The sequence below is a fragment of the Pseudomonas sp. NPDC086278 genome (genome assembly GCF_050280905.1).
Classification (GTDB): Bacteria; Pseudomonadota; Gammaproteobacteria; order Pseudomonadales; family Pseudomonadaceae; genus Aquipseudomonas.
Genome location: NZ_JBNNWE010000001.1, coordinates 96,288 through 112,970, shown reverse-complemented (window position 1 = coordinate 112,970; position 16,683 = coordinate 96,288). Strand labels below are relative to the sequence as shown.

Below are 16,683 nucleotides of genomic sequence, written 5' to 3'. Positions count from 1 at the left end.
ACCGGCCTCTTCGCGGGCAAGCCCGGCTCCCACATCTGGAATGCATTCCCCCGTGGGAGCGGGCTTGCTCGCGAAGGCGTGCTCTCGGTCAATAAAGATGCAAGCTGTACCGGCCTCTTCGCGGGCAAGCCCGGCTCCCACATTTGAAATGCATTCCCCTGTGGGAGCGGGCTTGCTCGCGAAGGCGTCCTGTTATTCAGCGCAACAAATAGGGGATTTCGACTTTTACGGCGCCGGTCGGGCAGTCCTTTTCGCACGGCATGCAGTACCAGCATTCGTCGAACGCCATGTAGGCCTTTTGCGTGGCCGGATTGATCGCCAGCAAGTCCATCGGGCAAACGTCGACGCACACGGTGCAGCCTTTGTGGGCAATGCACAGGTCCTCGTCGACCGTCACCGGCGCGTTCGAGCGGAAGAAGATTTCCTGGGGTTGATAGGCCATTTTCGGTCTCTCTGTAGTGTGTTGCTCAAGCCGCAAAGGCACCCACGCGCAGCCGGCCGTAGGCCTGCATTTCATCGGCGTCCAGCGCAATGATGTAAGGCTCGACGGCTTTCTTGAAACTGGTCATCTGGCCGTTGTCACCCTTCTTCAGGTGGCAATGGCAAAACCAGTCACTGTCGTTGCGTTGCGGGTGATCGACCCGATAGTGGTAAAGCCCCCAGCGACTTTCGGCGCGAAACAGCGAAGCGCGGGCGGCCATCTCGGCGCAGTCGCGGATCATGCTGACTTCCATGGCGCGCATCAGTTCATGGGGGTTGTGGGCCTTGATCTGATCGAGGTCGCGCTGGATATCGTCAAAGCGTTGCAGGCCGATTTGCATCTTTTTGGTCACTTTCGGCGGTTGCAGGTAGTCGTTCACAAACCGCCGTAGCTTGTATTCGACTTGCGCGGGGGGCAGCCCGTGTTCGCGGTCCAGAGGGGCGTAGACCCTGAGTTTTTCCGTTTCGATTTGTTGAACATCCACCTCCGAAAACTCACGTCCGGCGACAAAATCCGCCGCGTTGGTGCCCGCAAACCAGCCATAGGTGAACGCGCCGAGCATGTAGTTGTGCGGCACCGCAGCCATGTCACCGGCCGAGTACAAACCCTTGACCGAGGTTTCAGCCTTCTCGTTGACCCACACCCCGGACGCCGAATGCCCGCTGCAAAAACCGATTTCCGAGATGTGCATCTCGACCATCTGCGTGCGGTAATCGGTGCCGCGATTAGCGTGAAACTGGCCGCGACTCGGGCGCTCGTTGCTGTGCAGGATTTCTTCGATGTTCTGGATGGTTTCCTCGGCCAGGTGATCGAGCTTGAGGAACACCGGGCCGTTGCCGCTTTCGAGTTCCTGGTGGAACTCCCACATCATCTGCCCGCTCCAGTAGTCGCACTCGATGAAGCGTTCGCCCTTGTTATTCGCGGTGTAGCCGCCCAGCGGACCGGTGACGTACGCACAGGCCGGGCCGTTGTAGTCCTTGATCAACGGGTTGATCTGGAAGCATTCGAGGTTCGAAAGCTCTGCCCCGGCGTGATAGGCCATGGCGTAACCGTCGCCGGCATTGGTCGGGTTTTCGTAGGTGCCCATCAGGTAACCCGAAGACGGCAAGCCCAGACGCCCGGCCGCGCCGCAGCACAGAATGACGGCTTTGGCCTTGATCACATGAAAGTCGGCGGTGCGGCAATCGAAGCCCATCACACCATTGACCGCGCCCTCTTCGTCCGTCAGCAATCGCGTGCACACCAGGCGATTGGTGATGTTGACCCGCGCCCGTTTCAATTGGCGATACAGGACTTTCTTGATGTCGTGCCCTTCCGGCATCGGCAGCACGTAGGCGCCCATGTGGTGGACTTTTTTCACCGCGTAGTCGCCGGTCTCGTCCTTCTCGAACTTCACGCCCCAGCGGTCCAGTTGCTCGATCGTCTCGAAGCTGTGGGTCGCATAGGCGTACACCGCCGCCTGGTTGACGATGCCGTCATTGGCGATGGTGATTTCCTTGGTGTACTGCTCCGGCGTCGAATGCCCTGGAATGATCGCATTGTTCAGGCCGTCCATGCCCATGCTGATCGCGCCGCTGCGCTTGACGTTGGCCTTGTCGATCAACAGCACGCGCAGATCGCGATTGCGTTCCTTGGCCTTGATCGCCGCCATCGGGCCAGCGGTGCCACCGCCGATCACGACGATGTCGTATTCCTGTTCCAGCGTGCTTCTGGATCTTGAGTCGTGGGTCATGCCTGCGCCCCTTTTTGCCGGTCGATCCGCAAGCGGTACTGGAACGCATCGCCACGGTAGTAAAGGTGTTCGAAGTCCAGGGGCTGGCCGTCGGCGCTGTGGGTCAGGCGTTCGATGCGCATGATCGGCGAGCCCGGTTCGACGTTCAGCGCCTGGGTCAGGTCGCTGTCGGCCAGCACTGCGTCGATGGCCAGGTCGGCGTGACCCAGCGCCAGGCCGCAGTCATTTTCCAGGATCAGGAAGATGTCGCGGGTAACCAGGTCGGACTTCTCCAGTCGCTCGCCAATGGCTTTGGGCAGGTAAGTGATTTCCAGCGAGATCGGCTCGCGGTTGATCAGCCGTACGCGTTTGATCTGCGCCACGGTTTCGCCTTCCTTGACGTGCAAACGCTCGGCGACCAGTTTGTCGGCGGCGATGAATTTGAAACTGCGCAAGCGGTTGATCACCTCGTAGCCGCGACCGGTCATGGACTCGGCGAGGCCTTGCAGGGTGCTGACGTTCTGGAAGGTTTTCGGTTTGGCGACGAAGGTGCCTTTGCCGTGAATCTTGAAGATCAGCCCTTCTTTCTGCAGATCGCCCAAGGCTTGGCGCACGGTGATGCGGCTGACTTTGAACAGTGCGCCGAGTTCGCTTTCAGACGGCATCTGACTGTCTTGCGGGTATTCGCCATCGAGAATGCGGCTGCGCAGGACGTCGCGCAGTTGAGTGTGCAGCGGCACGCTGCTGAGGGAGAGAACGTTATCGGTCATGGCTGATCACTTGTTATAACGAGTTATGACGTGATCTTAGAGTTCTAACGAAAGAGTTGAGAAATACTGTTTGGGAATAAGGTTAGATGCGTAAACCTGTGGGAGCGGGCTTGCTCGCGAAAGCGTTGGCACAGTCAGCAATGATGTTGGCTGACACGACGCCTTCGCGAGCAAGCCCGCTCCCACAGGTTTACGCATTGCTTGGGAATAAGGTCAGGCTGCGATTTTTTAACGTTTGAGGATCTGGTCCATCACCCAGTCGGTTTTCAGCGCTTGTGCGGCCAGCGCCGGATGCTGCGCTTCACCCCGGATATGGGCGTTCATGCCCAGCACGTGGTGCCACTGGATATGCTCGTGATGGTCGATGTGCAGGCTGAGGGTTTCAGCGGCGTCAAGTTGTACCGGATGCTCGTCAAACACCGAAAAACTGATCCGGCCCTGGCTGCCGATCAGCTCGACCCGGTCCTCACGGCGGTCCGCCACGAAGTTCCAGCAGCCCATGCCCGTCGCGCCCGACGCAAAGCGCCAACTGGCGCTGACGGCGTCTTCGGCGGCATACAAACCGGCCTGCCGTGCGGTGAAACCGGCGACTTCGACGATGTCGCCCAGCAGGTGCTGAAACAGGTCGAACCCGTGACTGGCCAAGTCGGCAAAGTAGCCGCCGCCAGCAATTGTCGGGTCGGTCCGCCAGTTATCGGCACCGCCAAGATCAGCCGGGGACGGCGCTTTGGTCAGCGTCCAGCTCAGGTGGCGCACCTCGCCAATGCGCCCGTCCGCCAGCCACTGCCGCACCTGTTGAAAGCGCGGCAGCGAACGTCGGTAGTAGGAAACAAACAGGTGCAAACCGGCGTCGGCGAAGACCTGTTGCATGGCCAGGCTTTGCCCGGCATTCAGCGCCATCGGCTTTTCAACGCAACAATGCTTGCCGGCCGCTGCGACCATCACGCTATAGGCGTGGTGCCTGTCGGGGGGCGTGGCGATGTACACCGCGTCCACTTGCGGATCATCGATCAGTGCTTGCGCATCGGTGTAGACCCTGGCGATGCCATGGCGCGTGGCGTAATCGGTTACCGCGTCCAGGCGCCGGCCCATCACGGCCACCAGCGCCGAACCCGGGGCCTTGTAAAACGCCGGCGCGCTTTTGCGTTCAGCGACGCTGCCACAACCGATCATGCCCCAGCGCACCACGTCCATATTCACTCCCTGTCGGTTAGCCGATGCGCAAGGCGCGCAGGTCCAGATGACCGTCCTTGAGCGGCGGGCACCAGTAATAACCGCCGGTGATCGGCCGGCTCATGCGGTACAGGCCGTCGGTGATGCCGTCTTCCAGACCGCTCATGCGCCGCAGTTGCGCCTCGAACGCGTCAAGGGAAAAACCGAACGCGAGGAACATCAGGCCGGCGCGATCACCTTCGATCCACGGCATTGAACGACGGACCACGAACGCCTCGGGGGCGAAGCTTTCCTGGGCGGTGCGTTTGACGTGAGCGGAGATCGGCGCGTCGTCGATTTCTTCGTTGTCGCTCAGGCGGCGCCCCATGATGTTGTCCTTTTCATGGGACGGCATCGCGTTGAAACCCTTCAAGTCATGCTGCCATTGCTGGATCGCGGCAAAACTGCCACCGACCAAGCCGTCAGCACCTTCGCCCAGCAGCGCGGCGGCCACGGCGGCTTCGTCATGCGGGTTTTCAGTGCCGTCTTCGTAGCCCGTGAGGTCATGGCCGGTGAGGTGGCGGAAGGTTTCGTTCATCTGTACCAGGCGCAGCGCCGGAGCCAGCGCGGCTTCGATGGCGTGGCTGCGATTGAGCAATTCACCCCGGTCGACGCCGTGCAGCCAGCACCACAACGCATGTTGAGTCGACGGGTTATCGACGCCGACGCCGGTCATGGCAGGAAAGGCGCGCAGGCCATCGATTTGCGCGTGCAGCGCCCTGACCAGGGATTCACCGAAGCCGACCACCGCCGATTTCCCATCCACCAGTTGCATCAAGTTGTCGATCGCGGCCGGCAGCGCTTCGACGGATTCGAGGGCGAAGAACATATGGCGGGCTTGAGGCGGAACAGGGGTGGCGAGAATGCCCGGCTGGTAGTAACTCATATGAACTCCTTAAAAAGAGCGCGGAGTTTAACCGGAGCCAGAGAATTTGTGTGGCATCAGACGCTATGCCTGTGGTGAGAGGCTGGCCTGCGGAGAGAGGGTTTGCCTGTGGTGATGGCGTTTGCCTGTGGTAAGAGGGTTTGCCTGTAGTAAGGGGGTTTGCCTGTGGTGAGAGGGTCTGCCTGTGGTGAGGGGGCTTGCCCCCGTTGGAGTGCGAAGCACTCCCCTGCATTCCCCAGTCATACCGTCTACCAAAGCCTGCTCACCACAAACCACCAGCTCAGGCCGGGCTCTCGTTCCGAAACGCGCTGGGACTCATACCCGTCCAGCGTTTGAAGGCGCGGCGAAAGCTGCGCACGTCGCTGTAGCCGACTTCTTCGGTGATCCGTTCGATAGACATCTGCGGGTTGGCCAGCAGGCTCATGGTGCGGGCCTGGCGCACTTGTTCCAGCAGGGTCTCGAACGTCAGCGCATGTTCGGTGAGGCGACGGCGCAAGGTGCGGCTGCTCATGTTCAAGTCGCAGGCGATTTTTTCGATGTGGCTGCCCTCGGTCAGGTCCCGGGCAATCGCCCGTTCCACCGCCTGGATCAAATCCATTTTCTGGTGCACCTGCGTCGCTTCAAGCTCAAGCAACTTGACCGCCTGACGCAAGGCCAGGGAATGGTGATTGGGCAAATGCACGTCCAGCCAATGCGCGGCGATCAGCATGCGATTTTGCAGGCAACCGAAGCGCACGTCCGGGCCGAGCAGACGCTGGTATTCGCTGAGATAGTCCGGCGCGGCGTGCATGAACTCGACGGCCATCGGCTTGAAATCCACCCCGACCAGCGCCCGCCCGTACACCAGCAAACTGGCGAAAAACTCTTCGACCGCGAATAACTGCACGTCGGCAAACGGCAAGCGGCATTCGACATCAACGAACACCCGATCACCCGCCTCCTCCACGCTCGACACCACAATCCCGCCGGAAGTGTGTTGATGCCGAATCCCCAGCTCAAAGGCATCGCGCAAGGTCTTGCACAGCGACAACACATGCCCGAGCAAACCCAGGGTGCCAAGCACGTTTTGCGCGCCGACCCACAAACCCAGGCCCTGATTGGGCAAGACCTTGAGTGCGCGCTGAATCATGGCCACGGCCTGGCGATAGGAAATGCGTTGCGCCGGGTCTTGCAGGTCTTCAAACGTGAAGCCCAGTCCCCGGCAGAGGTTGTCAGGGTTGACGCCTTTTTGCTGCGCGACTTCGGCCAGGGTTTGCAACAGAAACGGCGACACCAGCGCCAGTTCAAAGGTGGGATCGATGACTTTCATCTGCATGGGGCTTACATTCCGGATCAGGCAGCATTCTTATTATTTGTTACCGGTTATGTCGAAGGAAGTTAGCACAGCGTTGACAGGCTGTCCGCAGAAGTCCCCCTAAATGGCCGCCAATACCCTGCCCCGCACCGCGCAGACCGCTTATTTCTATGGGGCGGCCCTCGTGTGGCCAAAGGAATGCCCGCTAACAATAATAACGAGTACAAAAATGAACCCGACCCGCACGACATTTCCCCTGTTGGCCCTGAGCCTGGCCGGCGTCTGCGCCATCCAGCCGGCGCTGGCCACCGAGGCTGGCGTCGACAACATCGGCCCTGGCACCGACGGCTTTTTCATGTTGCCGCTGGACGTCAACAGCCTTCCGGACAACATGGTTGCGTTCAACCTCTACTACAACCACTACAAGTCGACGAAGCTGAACATCAGCTCCCTCGGCGGCAAAGTGCCGAATGTCGAGATCGAATCCACGGCGGTCATCCCGCGCCTGGATTACCTCAGCCCGGTGCGGGTGTTCGGGGGCCGGTTGGCGGGTTACATCGCGCAGCCGTGGCTGAAGCAGGAAGTCTCGGTGTTCGGTTTGCAAGACACCCGCGAAGGCATGGGCGACACCACCGTCGCGCCGATCATCCTGTGGGACATGGGCAAGAACCTGACCCTTGGCGCCGCGCTGGAAATCACCGTGCCGACCGGCGAATACAGCGTTGATCGCCTGGCCAACACCAGCAACAACTTCTACACCTACAAACCGCTGTTCTCCTTCACCTGGCTGCCGACGGAAAACACCGAGGTGTCGATGAAGACCACGTACAGCTTCAACGAGAAGAACAAGGACACCGATTACAAATCGGGGCAGATTTTCCACTTCGATTATTCGGCGAGCTACAAAATCACCGACGACTTGATGCTCGGGTTGAACGGCTACTACCTGAAGCAGACCACCGACGACAAGCAATACGGCCACACCGTGCAGTTCAATGGCGAGGACGTGAATGACGGCGTGCGTGGCCAGGTGTTCGCGATTGGCCCGGCGTTGCATTGGACCTTTCTCAAGTACGCCAGCGCCGAGATTCGCTGGGCCAAGGAGTTCGATGTGGAGAACCGGCCCGAGGGTGAAATGCTGTGGGCCAAAGTCAGTATTCCGTATGCGTTTTGACTGAACTGACGCCATCGCGAGCAAGCTCGCTCCCACATTTGGATTGCATGTTTCTGCCAGAATGCATTGCACTGTGGGAGCGGGCTTGCTCGCGAAGGCGTCGGAACAAACACCCATTAACTGTCAGGAATACACCGGCCAGGTATCAACAATCCGCCCACCGCGAACCGCCAGCAAATCTCCGAACTGCAACAACACCGACTCCGTCTGGGTCGGCCGCAAAAACACCTGATCCTCGACTCCAAGCCCTACCGCCGTCGAGCCATTCACCATTTCCTGATTCGAACTGCGGCCATACACCCCGTTGCTCTGCAGCCCCGATGGCGACTCGAATTCCGCCATCCAGTTGCCGCCATAAACAAAGAAAGTCTGCCGCTGATTGGTGTCCCACCACGAAAACACTGTCGAGGCGCCATCCAGCGCCGGGATGTTCACCGCCCCCGTACGCTTCAACACCGGCGTGGCGATGTAGGCCGCCGGCACATGCTCCGCCAGCGACGGCAAATCGTAGTGCGTCGGCTTGAGCATCGCCGTACCGACCGAGACCTCGCTGCTGAGGTTTTCATGTTCATGCATGCGATAACTCGGGCTGCCGGCGGTATTGAGCGTCAGCCCTTCACGCCATAACCCCGGATATTGCTGACGAGTGAAGTCGACGCAGCGGTTGTAAATCACCATCACCTTGGCGAACAGTTCTTCGGGCGAGCCCAGAATCCCCGGCACACCCATGCCCACAAACGGGTCGTAGCCCATGAAACCGGCGAATTCCAGGTGTTGCGGGTTCGCGCTGATCAACGTCAGCATTTGCCCCAACTCGGCCAAATCGCTGACACCACCTCGATGCAAACCCACATCCAGCTCGATGTTCACCCGCAATCGCGTGCCCAAACCCTGCGCCAGCGCCAGGTATTGCTGAAGTCGCTGCGGCGTATCGAGCAGCCATTGCAATTGCTTCGACGGATCGAACGGCCCCTTGTGCGTCTGATAAAACAGCTCGGCCGACCGCACGGGCAGCGGCTTGCCCAACAGGATGTCGGACTCGGGAAACTGCACCGCGTCATGGTTGAGAAACGGCTGATGGAACGACATCAAGCGCTGGGTGCCGGCACGCTGGGCGATGTAACTCAGCAGCCCCGGCGCCGGCAGTGATTTCTCCACCAGCCGCAGGTGTTTGCCGCCGCGTTTCACTGACAGCATCACCACATCGATGTTGTGATCGAGGCGGTCCAGATCGATCAACATCACCGGCCGCATCGGCCCGGACGTTTTGAGTTCATGGTTCAGGGCGCGGAAGTAATCACTGTACGGAGCGCCATGATCGCCCGGCCTCAACCACGCGCCCACGCCCACCAGCAACGCGCCGACACCCACGCTGCCGATCAGGAAGTCACGGCGATTGACGGCCATCAGCTCACCCCCAGAATCGACGACAAATGCGCGTTGAGGAATTTGCCGCTGGGGTCGAGTGCCTGCCGCACTTCAATGAATTCCTGCCAGCGCGGGTACAGCGGTTGCAGGTTTTTCGCGTTGAGCGTGTGCAACTTGCCCCAGTGCGGCCGGCCGTTGTACTTCCAGAAAATCGGCTCGACGGCGGCGAAAAAATTGTGGTGATCCATCTGGTAATGCTGGTGCACCGAGATCGAACAACTGTCGCGGCCCTCGAACATGCTCAGTGGAATGTCGTCGGCCTTGACGTAGCGGTACTCGATGGGAAACCAGGTGCGCAGGTCCTTGTCCTGAATCAGCTGGAGAATCTCGCGCAGACACGCCGGGCCGTATTCCGCCGGCACTGAATATTCCATCTCGCTGAACCGCACCGTGCGCACGTTGGCGTAGATGTCGAAGGAGTCGCCGACCCGGTCATCGAAACTGGCCAGGTGCCGCAGATTGTTGAGCATCGTGCGGCGCAGGTCCGGGAAGTCGCTGCCGTATTTGTCGATCTTCTCGATCAGCGTCACGAACTCGTTGCCGCCCTCTTCGTCCGCCGGAATCGGGGGGGTGGCCGGGTCGGTGGTTTCGTTGAGGGCAATCGATAACGCGTAATCGGAGTGCGTCACCACCAGCATTTCCCAGTGCTGGTTCTCTTGGGTGTTCTTGTCGATGTCTTCGAGCAATTCTTCAGTCTTGGCGATCCACTGGCGCTCTCTCAAGCGATACGCCGGACGATTTTGCAGGCGCACTTTGGTGGCCACGCCGAGCGCCCCCAACGAGACCCGCGCGGCGCTGAACACTTCAGGATGGTGCGCGCTGTCGCAGTCCAGCACCTCACCGGTGGCGGTCACCAGTTGCAGGCCGCAGACGTGGGCCGAATAGGATTGAAAGTTTTTGCCGGTGCCGTGGGTCGAGGTCGAAATGGCTCCGGCGAGCGTCTGGTAATCGATATCGGCCATGTTTTGCAGGGCCTGGCCGACGTCTTTGAGCGGCGTGCCCATGCGCGACATCGGCGTGCCGGCTGCGAATTCGGCTTGCAGCGTTGTCGGGTCGTGATCGAGCAGCCCGGTGAAAAAGCTCAGCGACAGCAGCGTGCCGTCGGTGGGTACCAGCGCACTGAAAGAATGCGCAGAGCCGACCGGGCGGATCTTGCCGGGCGCTTCGCGCACCACCTGAGTCAACTCATCCAGCGTCTTCGGTGCCAGCCGCGCCGCCGGCAGGCAACTCTGGCCACCCGACCAGTTGCGCCAGGGAATCAGTCGCGGCGCGCGCAGCAACTCGGCCAGCGCCGGCGTGGAGCCGAGCGCGGTGAAAGCGCCAATGACACTCGCCCGTTGCAGCAACTGACGCCGTGTTAAGTCCATCGTCATGAATTGCACCTTGCCGTTCTTATTGTTGGAGTGGCTGGCCGGACATGAAGGCAATCAGCGCCAGAAACTGTTCTTCGGAACACTGCATGCACATGCCCATCGGCGGCATGCCGTTGTAGCCGTTGATCGCGTGATCGAGCAGCGTGTCGGCGCCTTGCTGCACCCGTGGCTCCCAGGCTTTTCGGTCGCCGGTCAACGGTGCGCCGGCCGCCGGATTGGCGTGACAGAGCTTGCAGCTGTTGTCGTAGACCTGCGCCAGTGCGGTGTCGGCAGGCCTGGCAGTGGCCGCCTCGCTGCGCGTCGCCGGGTTTTTCGGTTCGTCGCCACAACCGCTGAGCAGCGCGACGACGCAGCCCACCACGGCGAAACAAAGGCTAGGCTTTTCAGTGAATCGACTGGCCCGCATGGTTGTCCTCTCGTGTGGCGCCCCTCGGCAGGTGCACCTTTTTATTGTGATCAAGGAGAGGTTCAACACTAAGGCACCTACGCTGCCGGGTTGAGGGCATTGGGGGCCAACAAGGGGGACATCCGAGGCCACGACCGAACAGGCCTCGCACAACGCCTGGCGGCAAAATCGGTGAGTGAGTCATGACAAGCGAGGCCGAGGTCTGCTAAAACGTTTCATCGGTGCATCACCCAATCCAGACGGGGTAGCGACATGACCACAGCGAATATTCTCGACAATCTGTTCCCAAGCCACGCCGACATCCCGGAAAAATACCGCTTCGACGGCCATATCGAGCAGCGCGACTACCTGGTCGATGGCGCACTGAAAACCTGGGCCGGTCCGCTCGCCCAGGTCCGCAGCCCGGTGTACCTGACCGGCGCGAATGGCGACGAACAAGTCATCCTCGGCAGCACGCCGCTGCTGGACGCCGAAACCGCCCTCACCGCCCTCGACGCCGCCGTGCGCGCCTATGACCGGGGCCAGGGTTTGTGGCCGACGATGCGCGTGGCCGAACGTATCCAGCACGTCGAAACGTTCCTCGGCCATATGCGTCAGCAGCGCGAAGCGGTGGTCAAGTTGCTGATGTGGGAGATCGGCAAGAACCTCAAGGACTCGGAAAAAGAATTCGACCGCACCTGCGATTACATCGTCGACACCATCAACGCGCTCAAGGAACTCGACCGCCGCTCCAGCCGGTTCGAGCTGGAACAGGACACCCTCGGGCAGATCCGTCGCGTGCCGCTCGGCGTGGCGCTGTGCATGGGCCCTTACAACTACCCGCTGAACGAAACCTTCACCACGCTGATTCCGGCGCTGATCATGGGCAACACCGTGGTGTTCAAACCGGCCAAACTCGGCGTGCTGCTGATTCGTCCGTTGCTGGAAGCGTTCCGCGACAGCTTCCCGCCCGGAGTGATCAACGTCATCTATGGCAGCGGCCGCGAGACGGTCAGCGCGCTGATGGCCAGCGGCAAGATCGACATCTTTGCGTTTATCGGCACCAACAAAGCCGCCAGCGACCTGAAAAAACTCCACCCCAAACCCCACCGCTTGCGTGCGGCCTTGGGCCTGGATGCGAAAAACCCCGGCATCGTCTTGCCGGAGGTCGATCTGGACAACGCGGTCAGCGAAGCCTTGACGGGCTCGCTGTCGTTCAACGGCCAGCGCTGCACCGCGCTGAAAATCCTCTTCGTCCACGAAGACGTGGTCGAGTCGTTCATCGAGAAATTCAACGCCAGGCTCGCCACGCTCAAACCCGGTATGCCGTGGGACAGCGGTGTGTCGCTGACGCCGTTGCCGGAAGCGAGCAAGGTCGACTACTTGCACGGGCTGGTGGCGGACGCCGTGAGCAAAGGCGCGACGGTGGTTAATCCGAATGGCGGTGCAGCGCGGGCGTCGTTCTTCTACCCGGCGGTGCTGTACCCGGTGAACCCGCAGATGCGCGTGTACCAGGAAGAACAGTTCGGCCCGGTCGTTCCAATCGTGCCTTACCGGCATCTGGACACGGTGATCGACTACGTTCTGGAATCCGACTTCGGCCAGCAGTTGAGTATCTTCGGCACCAACCCGGTAGCGGTCGGCCGTCTGGTCGACACGTTCGCCAACCAGGTCGGACGGATCAACCTCAACGCCCAGTGCCAGCGCGGCCCGGACACCTTCCCGTTCAACGGCCGCAAAAACTCCGCCGAAGGCACGCTGTCGGTGCATGATGCGCTGCGGGTGTTTTCGATCCGGACCCTGGTGGCGACCAAATTCCAGGACAGCAACAAATCGCTCATCAGCGAGATCATTCGCGGACGCGATTCGAGCTTCCTGACCACCGACTACATCTTCTGAGGAGACCAGCCTGAGCACCTTCAACACCCACCGACTGCCACCACTGCTGCGCCGAATCCTGCGTCCGTTGCTGGACCCGTATCGGCGCTTTCGCTACGCGAAACTGATCCACGCGGTGCGCGTGTCGTTGGGTTTGTTGGCGACAATCCTGCTGACCACCGGCATCAACCTGCCCCACGGTGAATGGGCGTCGGTGACGATGCTGGTGGTGATCGGTGGTTTGCAACACCACGGCAACATCGGCAAAAAAGCCGCTGAACGCGCTATCGGCACCTTGCTCGGCGCCGCTATCGGCTTGCTGCTGATCGCGCAACAGGCCTGGCTCGGCATGCAGTGGCTGACCTATTTGGTCATGTGTGTGGTGTGCGGGTTCTTCTCGTATCACGCCATCGGCAAGGGCGGTTACACCGCGCTGCTGGCGGGGATCACAGTGTTCATCGTCGCCGGCCATGGCGACAACCCGGTCAGCGACGGTCTGTGGCGCGGGGTGGACATTCTCATCGGCATTGCCCTGGCGTTGACGTTTTCCTTCGCGTTGCCGTCGTATGCGGTCTATTCCTGGCGCTACAACCTCGCCGATTCGCTGCGCGATTGCGCAACGATTTATGGGCGCATCATCGCCGGCCAGCCCGTTTCAGATGACGAGCACGTGAAATTGATGAACCGGCTGAATGCGCTCATGGTGCAACAGCGGTCGCTGATGCCATCGGTATCCAAGGAAGTGAAGATGTCGATGAACGAACTCGATGCCGTTCAACGCCATTTGCGCATGTGCATCTGCACCCTGGAAATCCTCGGCAACACCCGCCCGGACGCTAGCGATCCCGAGGTCATGGCGCATTTGCAAGCGAGCATGAACGCCGAGCACCAGCAGATTCGGGTGCAACTGATCGGTATGGCGCGGGCGCTGAAAACCGGCGCTACGCAACGACTCAAGCGGCCGCTCGAACCAGCGGTTAACTCAACCCTTGATGCTGCGGTTTATTACCCGCTGGAGGGCTATCGGTCACTGATTCGGCAGTTCGCCCTGAATGTTGGCGAACTGCGCCAGGAGCTCGCGAAGACGGCGTCGCGCTGGAACATCTGATTATTGGGTCACGGCCCGACGCATTTTCAGGCCCCAACCTTGTTGCATGCCGGCGGCGGCCAGCAGTATCGCGGCGACGCCAATCCATTGCAGCAACTGCAGACGGTGGCCAAAGGCAAACCAGTCGACGAAAATCGCCGCAATCGGGTAGATGAACGACAGTGCGCCGGTCAGTGCGGTCGGCAGTTTCTGAATCGCGCCGTACAGCAATACATACATCACGCCGGTATGGACGATGCCCAACGTCACCAGGCTGGCCCAGGCGCCAGCGGCTTGTGGCAGCGCCGAAAAGTGCGCAAAAGGCGCGAGCAGCAGCACTCCAGTGCAGACCTGGATCAAGGCGATCAAGTGCGGCGGCGTGCCGGTCAGGCGCTTGATGATCAACGCTGCAATCGCGTAGAGAAACGCCGCCCCCAATGCCAGACCGATGCCCATCAAGTATTGCGTACCGCCCTCGCCCTGTTGCCCGTGCGCACTGACAATCGCCAGCATCCCGAGAAACGAAATGCCCAGCCAGAACAGCTTCTGCAGGGTGATCTTTTCATTGAGAAACAGCGCTGCGAGACCGACCAGCATGAACGGCTGAACGTTATACACCGCAGTGCCGATGGCAATCGATGCGCGGGAATACGACGCAAACAACAGCAGCCAGTTGCCGACAATCGCCATGCCGCTGAGCACCGCGAGCAAGAACGTGGTACGGGTCAGAATACCCGGTCGCAGAAAGCCGAACCCTGCGCAAATCAACAGCAAGGTGCCGGCGCCGAATACGCAACGCCAGAACACCACGTCCAGCACCGGTTGCCCTGACACCAGCACGAACCAGCCGATGGTCCCGGAAATCAGCATGGCGGCGGTCATCTCGAATGACCCGCGACGTAGTGTGTTGTCCATCGTCAGACTCCTGTGTTTGAGCGCAAATTATGCCAATGCGCCGAGGGGCTTCTCCAGCGCAAAAAGCAGGCTAAACTCGGCTTCTGCCTTTTTTATCAAGGCAATTTGAAAAAACTGCCTAACAGGGGTTCGCCATGACCGATGACATCGACCAAGTGCTGATCAGCGCATTGATGGAAGACTCACGCCGCTCGCTCAAGGCCTTGGCGCAGATCAGTGGCCTGTCGTCACCCAGTGTCGCCGAGCGCCTGCGTCGGCTCGAGGAGCGTGGCGTGCTCAAGGGCTACACCGTTGAGATCGACCCCAAATGCTTCGGCTATCAGCTCCAGGCGATCGTGCGTATCCGCCCTTTGCCCGGTCAGTTGCAGAAAGTTGAGCGGCAGATCCAGGCCATCCCTGAATTCACCGAGTGCGACAAAGTCACCGGCGACGATTGCTTCATCGCGCGTTTGCATGTGCGCTCGATGGAGCAGTTGGACACGCTGCTCGACCGACTTAATACCCATGCTGAAACCAACACGGCAATCGTCAAGAAGACGCCGGTCAAACGCCGCTTGCCCCCGATGACATGAGTGTCGTTTAGATCTCAAAGGTGTAGATTGACGGTTTCCGGCGAAGGATTGGCGGTATGAAAACTCAGGCAATGTTACTCGCGACGCTGATGCTCGCGGGTTGCGGCACGATTCAAACGGTGGTGCGTGGGGACGAAGTGGCGGCCAAAAGCCTTAAGGAACAAAAGAGCTATTGCGGCGCGGTTCCAAGAATCTACAGCGGCGTGACCTACGATTTTTGTACCCTCAATGCCCCTCTTGAAAAAGGCCGGGATGCGCAGGAACATGACAACGCTCCGGCCATCGTGCTGATCGATGTGGTGATCTCCGGCGCACTCGACACCTTGCTGCTGCCCTATACCATCTACCGGCAGCAAGCCGATGGCAGCATCATCGTCACCGAGTGATTACGCAATTACAGGCAATAAAAAACCCGCGTAAGCGGGTTTTTTACTTAACGCCTGCGATTAATCATCGCGGCTCATGATGCCGAAGATCTGCAACAAGCTGATGAACAGGTTGTAGATCGATACATACAGGCTGATGGTCGCCATAATGTAGTTCCGCTCGCCGCCCTGAATGATGGCGCTGGTCTGGAACAGAATGCAGACCGAAGAGAACAGCACGAAACCTGCGCTGATCGCCAGTTGCAGCCCGCTGATCTGGAAGAAAAAGCTCGCCAGCGTCGCGCCCAGCAGAACGAAGAAACCTGCGGTGATGAAGCCACCCAGGAAGCTCATGTCCTTGCGGGTAATCAACACGTAAGCCGACAGACCACCAAACACCAGCGCCGTCATCGCGAAGGCCGAGCTGACGACTTCAGCGCCGCCCTGCATGCCCAGGTAACGATTGAGGATCGGGCCGAGCAAGAAACCCATGAAACCGGTCAGGGCAAAAGCAGACACCAGGCCCCAAGCCGAATCGCGGAGTTTGTTGGTAAGGAAGAAGAGCCCGTAGAAACCGATCAGCACCACGAAAATATTCGGGTAGCCGACACGCATCTGCTGAGCCACGAACGCCATCACGCCGCTGAATGCAAGGGTGAGAGCGAGCAAGCCGTATGTATTGCGCAGGACGCGGCTAACCTCTAGCTGCTCGACCTGCACGCCGTTATTAACTGCGTAATCCTGTTCGCGCATGGCGACACTCCTGTTGGTTTGAAACGTTCAGTCGCAAGATCATAACAGACGCTCTGTAACAAGCTATGCCGAGAGTTTGACAGTGTGTTTCATTCAGGTATTATGGCGCCCGCAACACAAACGGAGGTGTGGCCGAGTGGTTTAAGGCAACGGTCTTGAAAACCGTCGACTGTAACAGGTCCATGAGTTCGAATCCCATCGCCTCCGCCATCTTATGTACGAAAAAGCCCTGATTATTCAGGGCTTTTTCGTTTCTGGCGCTTGGAAATCTCCCGTGCTGCCTTAGTGGTCGTTTCCGCACGTTTTTGGCTATTTCCGCAACTGGCCTATTACAACCCTCCGATAAATATTTTTACATCTACTTCCTTCTACGGCGTCCTGCCACTCGAACCCCACATT

At 59.8% G+C, this 16,683-nt stretch carries 16 protein-coding genes and 1 tRNA gene; 6 read left to right on the top strand and 11 right to left on the bottom strand.

Annotated elements, in window-relative coordinates:
- Window positions 1–196 precede the first annotated feature (196 nt).
- From ACQKP4_RS00615 to ACQKP4_RS00590, 6 genes are all read right to left on the bottom strand, one after another.
- Complete coding sequence (locus tag ACQKP4_RS00615) at window positions 197–442, bottom strand: 4Fe-4S dicluster domain-containing protein (RefSeq protein WP_007946457.1); 246 nt, start codon at window positions 440–442, stop codon at window positions 197–199.
- 25 nt (window positions 443–467) lie between these two features.
- Entirely contained in the window at window positions 468–2,213 is a 1,746-nt protein-coding gene (locus ACQKP4_RS00610; protein ID WP_427629417.1) for a fumarate reductase/succinate dehydrogenase flavoprotein subunit, read from the bottom strand.
- Window positions 2,210–2,962: a GntR family transcriptional regulator gene (locus ACQKP4_RS00605; protein ID WP_427629415.1), complete on the bottom strand. Its 753-nt coding sequence runs from the start codon at window positions 2,960–2,962 to the stop codon at window positions 2,210–2,212. The genes ACQKP4_RS00610 and ACQKP4_RS00605 overlap by 4 nt, the downstream gene beginning before the upstream one ends.
- A gap of 228 nt (window positions 2,963–3,190) precedes the next feature.
- Complete coding sequence (locus ACQKP4_RS00600) at window positions 3,191–4,156, bottom strand: Gfo/Idh/MocA family protein (RefSeq protein WP_427629413.1); 966 nt, start codon at window positions 4,154–4,156, stop codon at window positions 3,191–3,193.
- A gap of 16 nt (window positions 4,157–4,172) precedes the next feature.
- Window positions 4,173–5,060 (bottom strand): Dyp-type peroxidase, encoded by an 888-nt coding sequence (locus ACQKP4_RS00595; RefSeq protein WP_427629411.1) that lies wholly within the window; start codon window positions 5,058–5,060, stop codon window positions 4,173–4,175.
- A gap of 280 nt (window positions 5,061–5,340) precedes the next feature.
- Entirely contained in the window at window positions 5,341–6,375 is a 1,035-nt protein-coding gene (locus ACQKP4_RS00590) for an AraC family transcriptional regulator (RefSeq protein WP_427629409.1), read from the bottom strand.
- A 208-nt stretch (window positions 6,376–6,583) separates the two neighbouring features.
- Here ACQKP4_RS00590 and ACQKP4_RS00585 point away from each other — a divergent pair, with 208 nt between their 5' ends.
- Complete coding sequence (locus ACQKP4_RS00585) at window positions 6,584–7,528, top strand: SphA family protein (protein ID WP_427629408.1); 945 nt, start codon at window positions 6,584–6,586, stop codon at window positions 7,526–7,528.
- Window positions 7,529–7,651: 123 nt separating this feature from the next.
- Here the strand turns inward: ACQKP4_RS00585 and ACQKP4_RS00580 are convergent, their stop codons facing one another.
- The 3 genes from ACQKP4_RS00580 to ACQKP4_RS00570 form a co-directional block, all read right to left on the bottom strand.
- Complete coding sequence (locus tag ACQKP4_RS00580; protein WP_427629493.1) at window positions 7,652–8,860, bottom strand: DSD1 family PLP-dependent enzyme; 1,209 nt, start codon at window positions 8,858–8,860, stop codon at window positions 7,652–7,654.
- Between the two features lie 74 nt (window positions 8,861–8,934).
- Window positions 8,935–10,329 (bottom strand): D-arabinono-1,4-lactone oxidase, encoded by a 1,395-nt coding sequence (locus ACQKP4_RS00575; protein ID WP_427629406.1) that lies wholly within the window; start codon window positions 10,327–10,329, stop codon window positions 8,935–8,937.
- A 19-nt stretch (window positions 10,330–10,348) separates the two neighbouring features.
- Window positions 10,349–10,735 carry a c-type cytochrome gene (locus ACQKP4_RS00570; protein WP_427629404.1) on the bottom strand — a complete coding sequence of 129 codons (387 nt, stop codon included), beginning with the start codon at window positions 10,733–10,735 and terminating at the stop codon, window positions 10,349–10,351.
- A gap of 252 nt (window positions 10,736–10,987) precedes the next feature.
- Here ACQKP4_RS00570 and ACQKP4_RS00565 point away from each other — a divergent pair, with 252 nt between their 5' ends.
- Both ACQKP4_RS00565 and ACQKP4_RS00560 read left to right on the top strand, forming a co-directional pair.
- A complete protein-coding gene (locus ACQKP4_RS00565) occupies window positions 10,988–12,613 on the top strand; it encodes an NADP-dependent glyceraldehyde-3-phosphate dehydrogenase (RefSeq protein ID WP_427629402.1) in 1,626 nt (541 codons plus the stop codon).
- A 67-nt stretch (window positions 12,614–12,680) separates the two neighbouring features.
- Window positions 12,681–13,700 (top strand): FUSC family protein, encoded by a 1,020-nt coding sequence (locus tag ACQKP4_RS00560; RefSeq protein ID WP_427629400.1) that lies wholly within the window; start codon window positions 12,681–12,683, stop codon window positions 13,698–13,700.
- Here the strand turns inward: ACQKP4_RS00560 and ACQKP4_RS00555 are convergent, their stop codons facing one another.
- The gene (locus ACQKP4_RS00555; RefSeq protein ID WP_427629398.1) at window positions 13,701–14,594 is read right to left on the bottom strand and encodes a DMT family transporter; all 894 of its coding nucleotides are present in this window, start codon (window positions 14,592–14,594) and stop codon (window positions 13,701–13,703) included.
- A 134-nt stretch (window positions 14,595–14,728) separates the two neighbouring features.
- On the opposite strand from ACQKP4_RS00555, the gene ACQKP4_RS00550 reads away from it, so the two are divergent.
- Entirely contained in the window at window positions 14,729–15,166 is a 438-nt protein-coding gene (locus tag ACQKP4_RS00550; protein ID WP_427629396.1) for an Lrp/AsnC family transcriptional regulator, read from the top strand.
- A gap of 56 nt (window positions 15,167–15,222) precedes the next feature.
- Window positions 15,223–15,552 (top strand): YceK/YidQ family lipoprotein, encoded by a 330-nt coding sequence (locus ACQKP4_RS00545; RefSeq protein ID WP_427629394.1) that lies wholly within the window; start codon window positions 15,223–15,225, stop codon window positions 15,550–15,552.
- A gap of 60 nt (window positions 15,553–15,612) precedes the next feature.
- Here ACQKP4_RS00545 and ACQKP4_RS00540 read toward each other — a convergent pair whose 3' ends face one another.
- Window positions 15,613–16,284, bottom strand: coding sequence for a Bax inhibitor-1/YccA family protein (locus ACQKP4_RS00540; RefSeq protein WP_427629392.1), 672 nt, complete (start codon window positions 16,282–16,284; stop codon window positions 15,613–15,615).
- A 122-nt stretch (window positions 16,285–16,406) separates the two neighbouring features.
- Here ACQKP4_RS00540 and ACQKP4_RS00535 point away from each other — a divergent pair.
- Window positions 16,407–16,494, top strand: a tRNA-Ser gene (locus tag ACQKP4_RS00535).
- The last annotated feature ends 189 nt before the right edge of the window (window positions 16,495–16,683 follow it).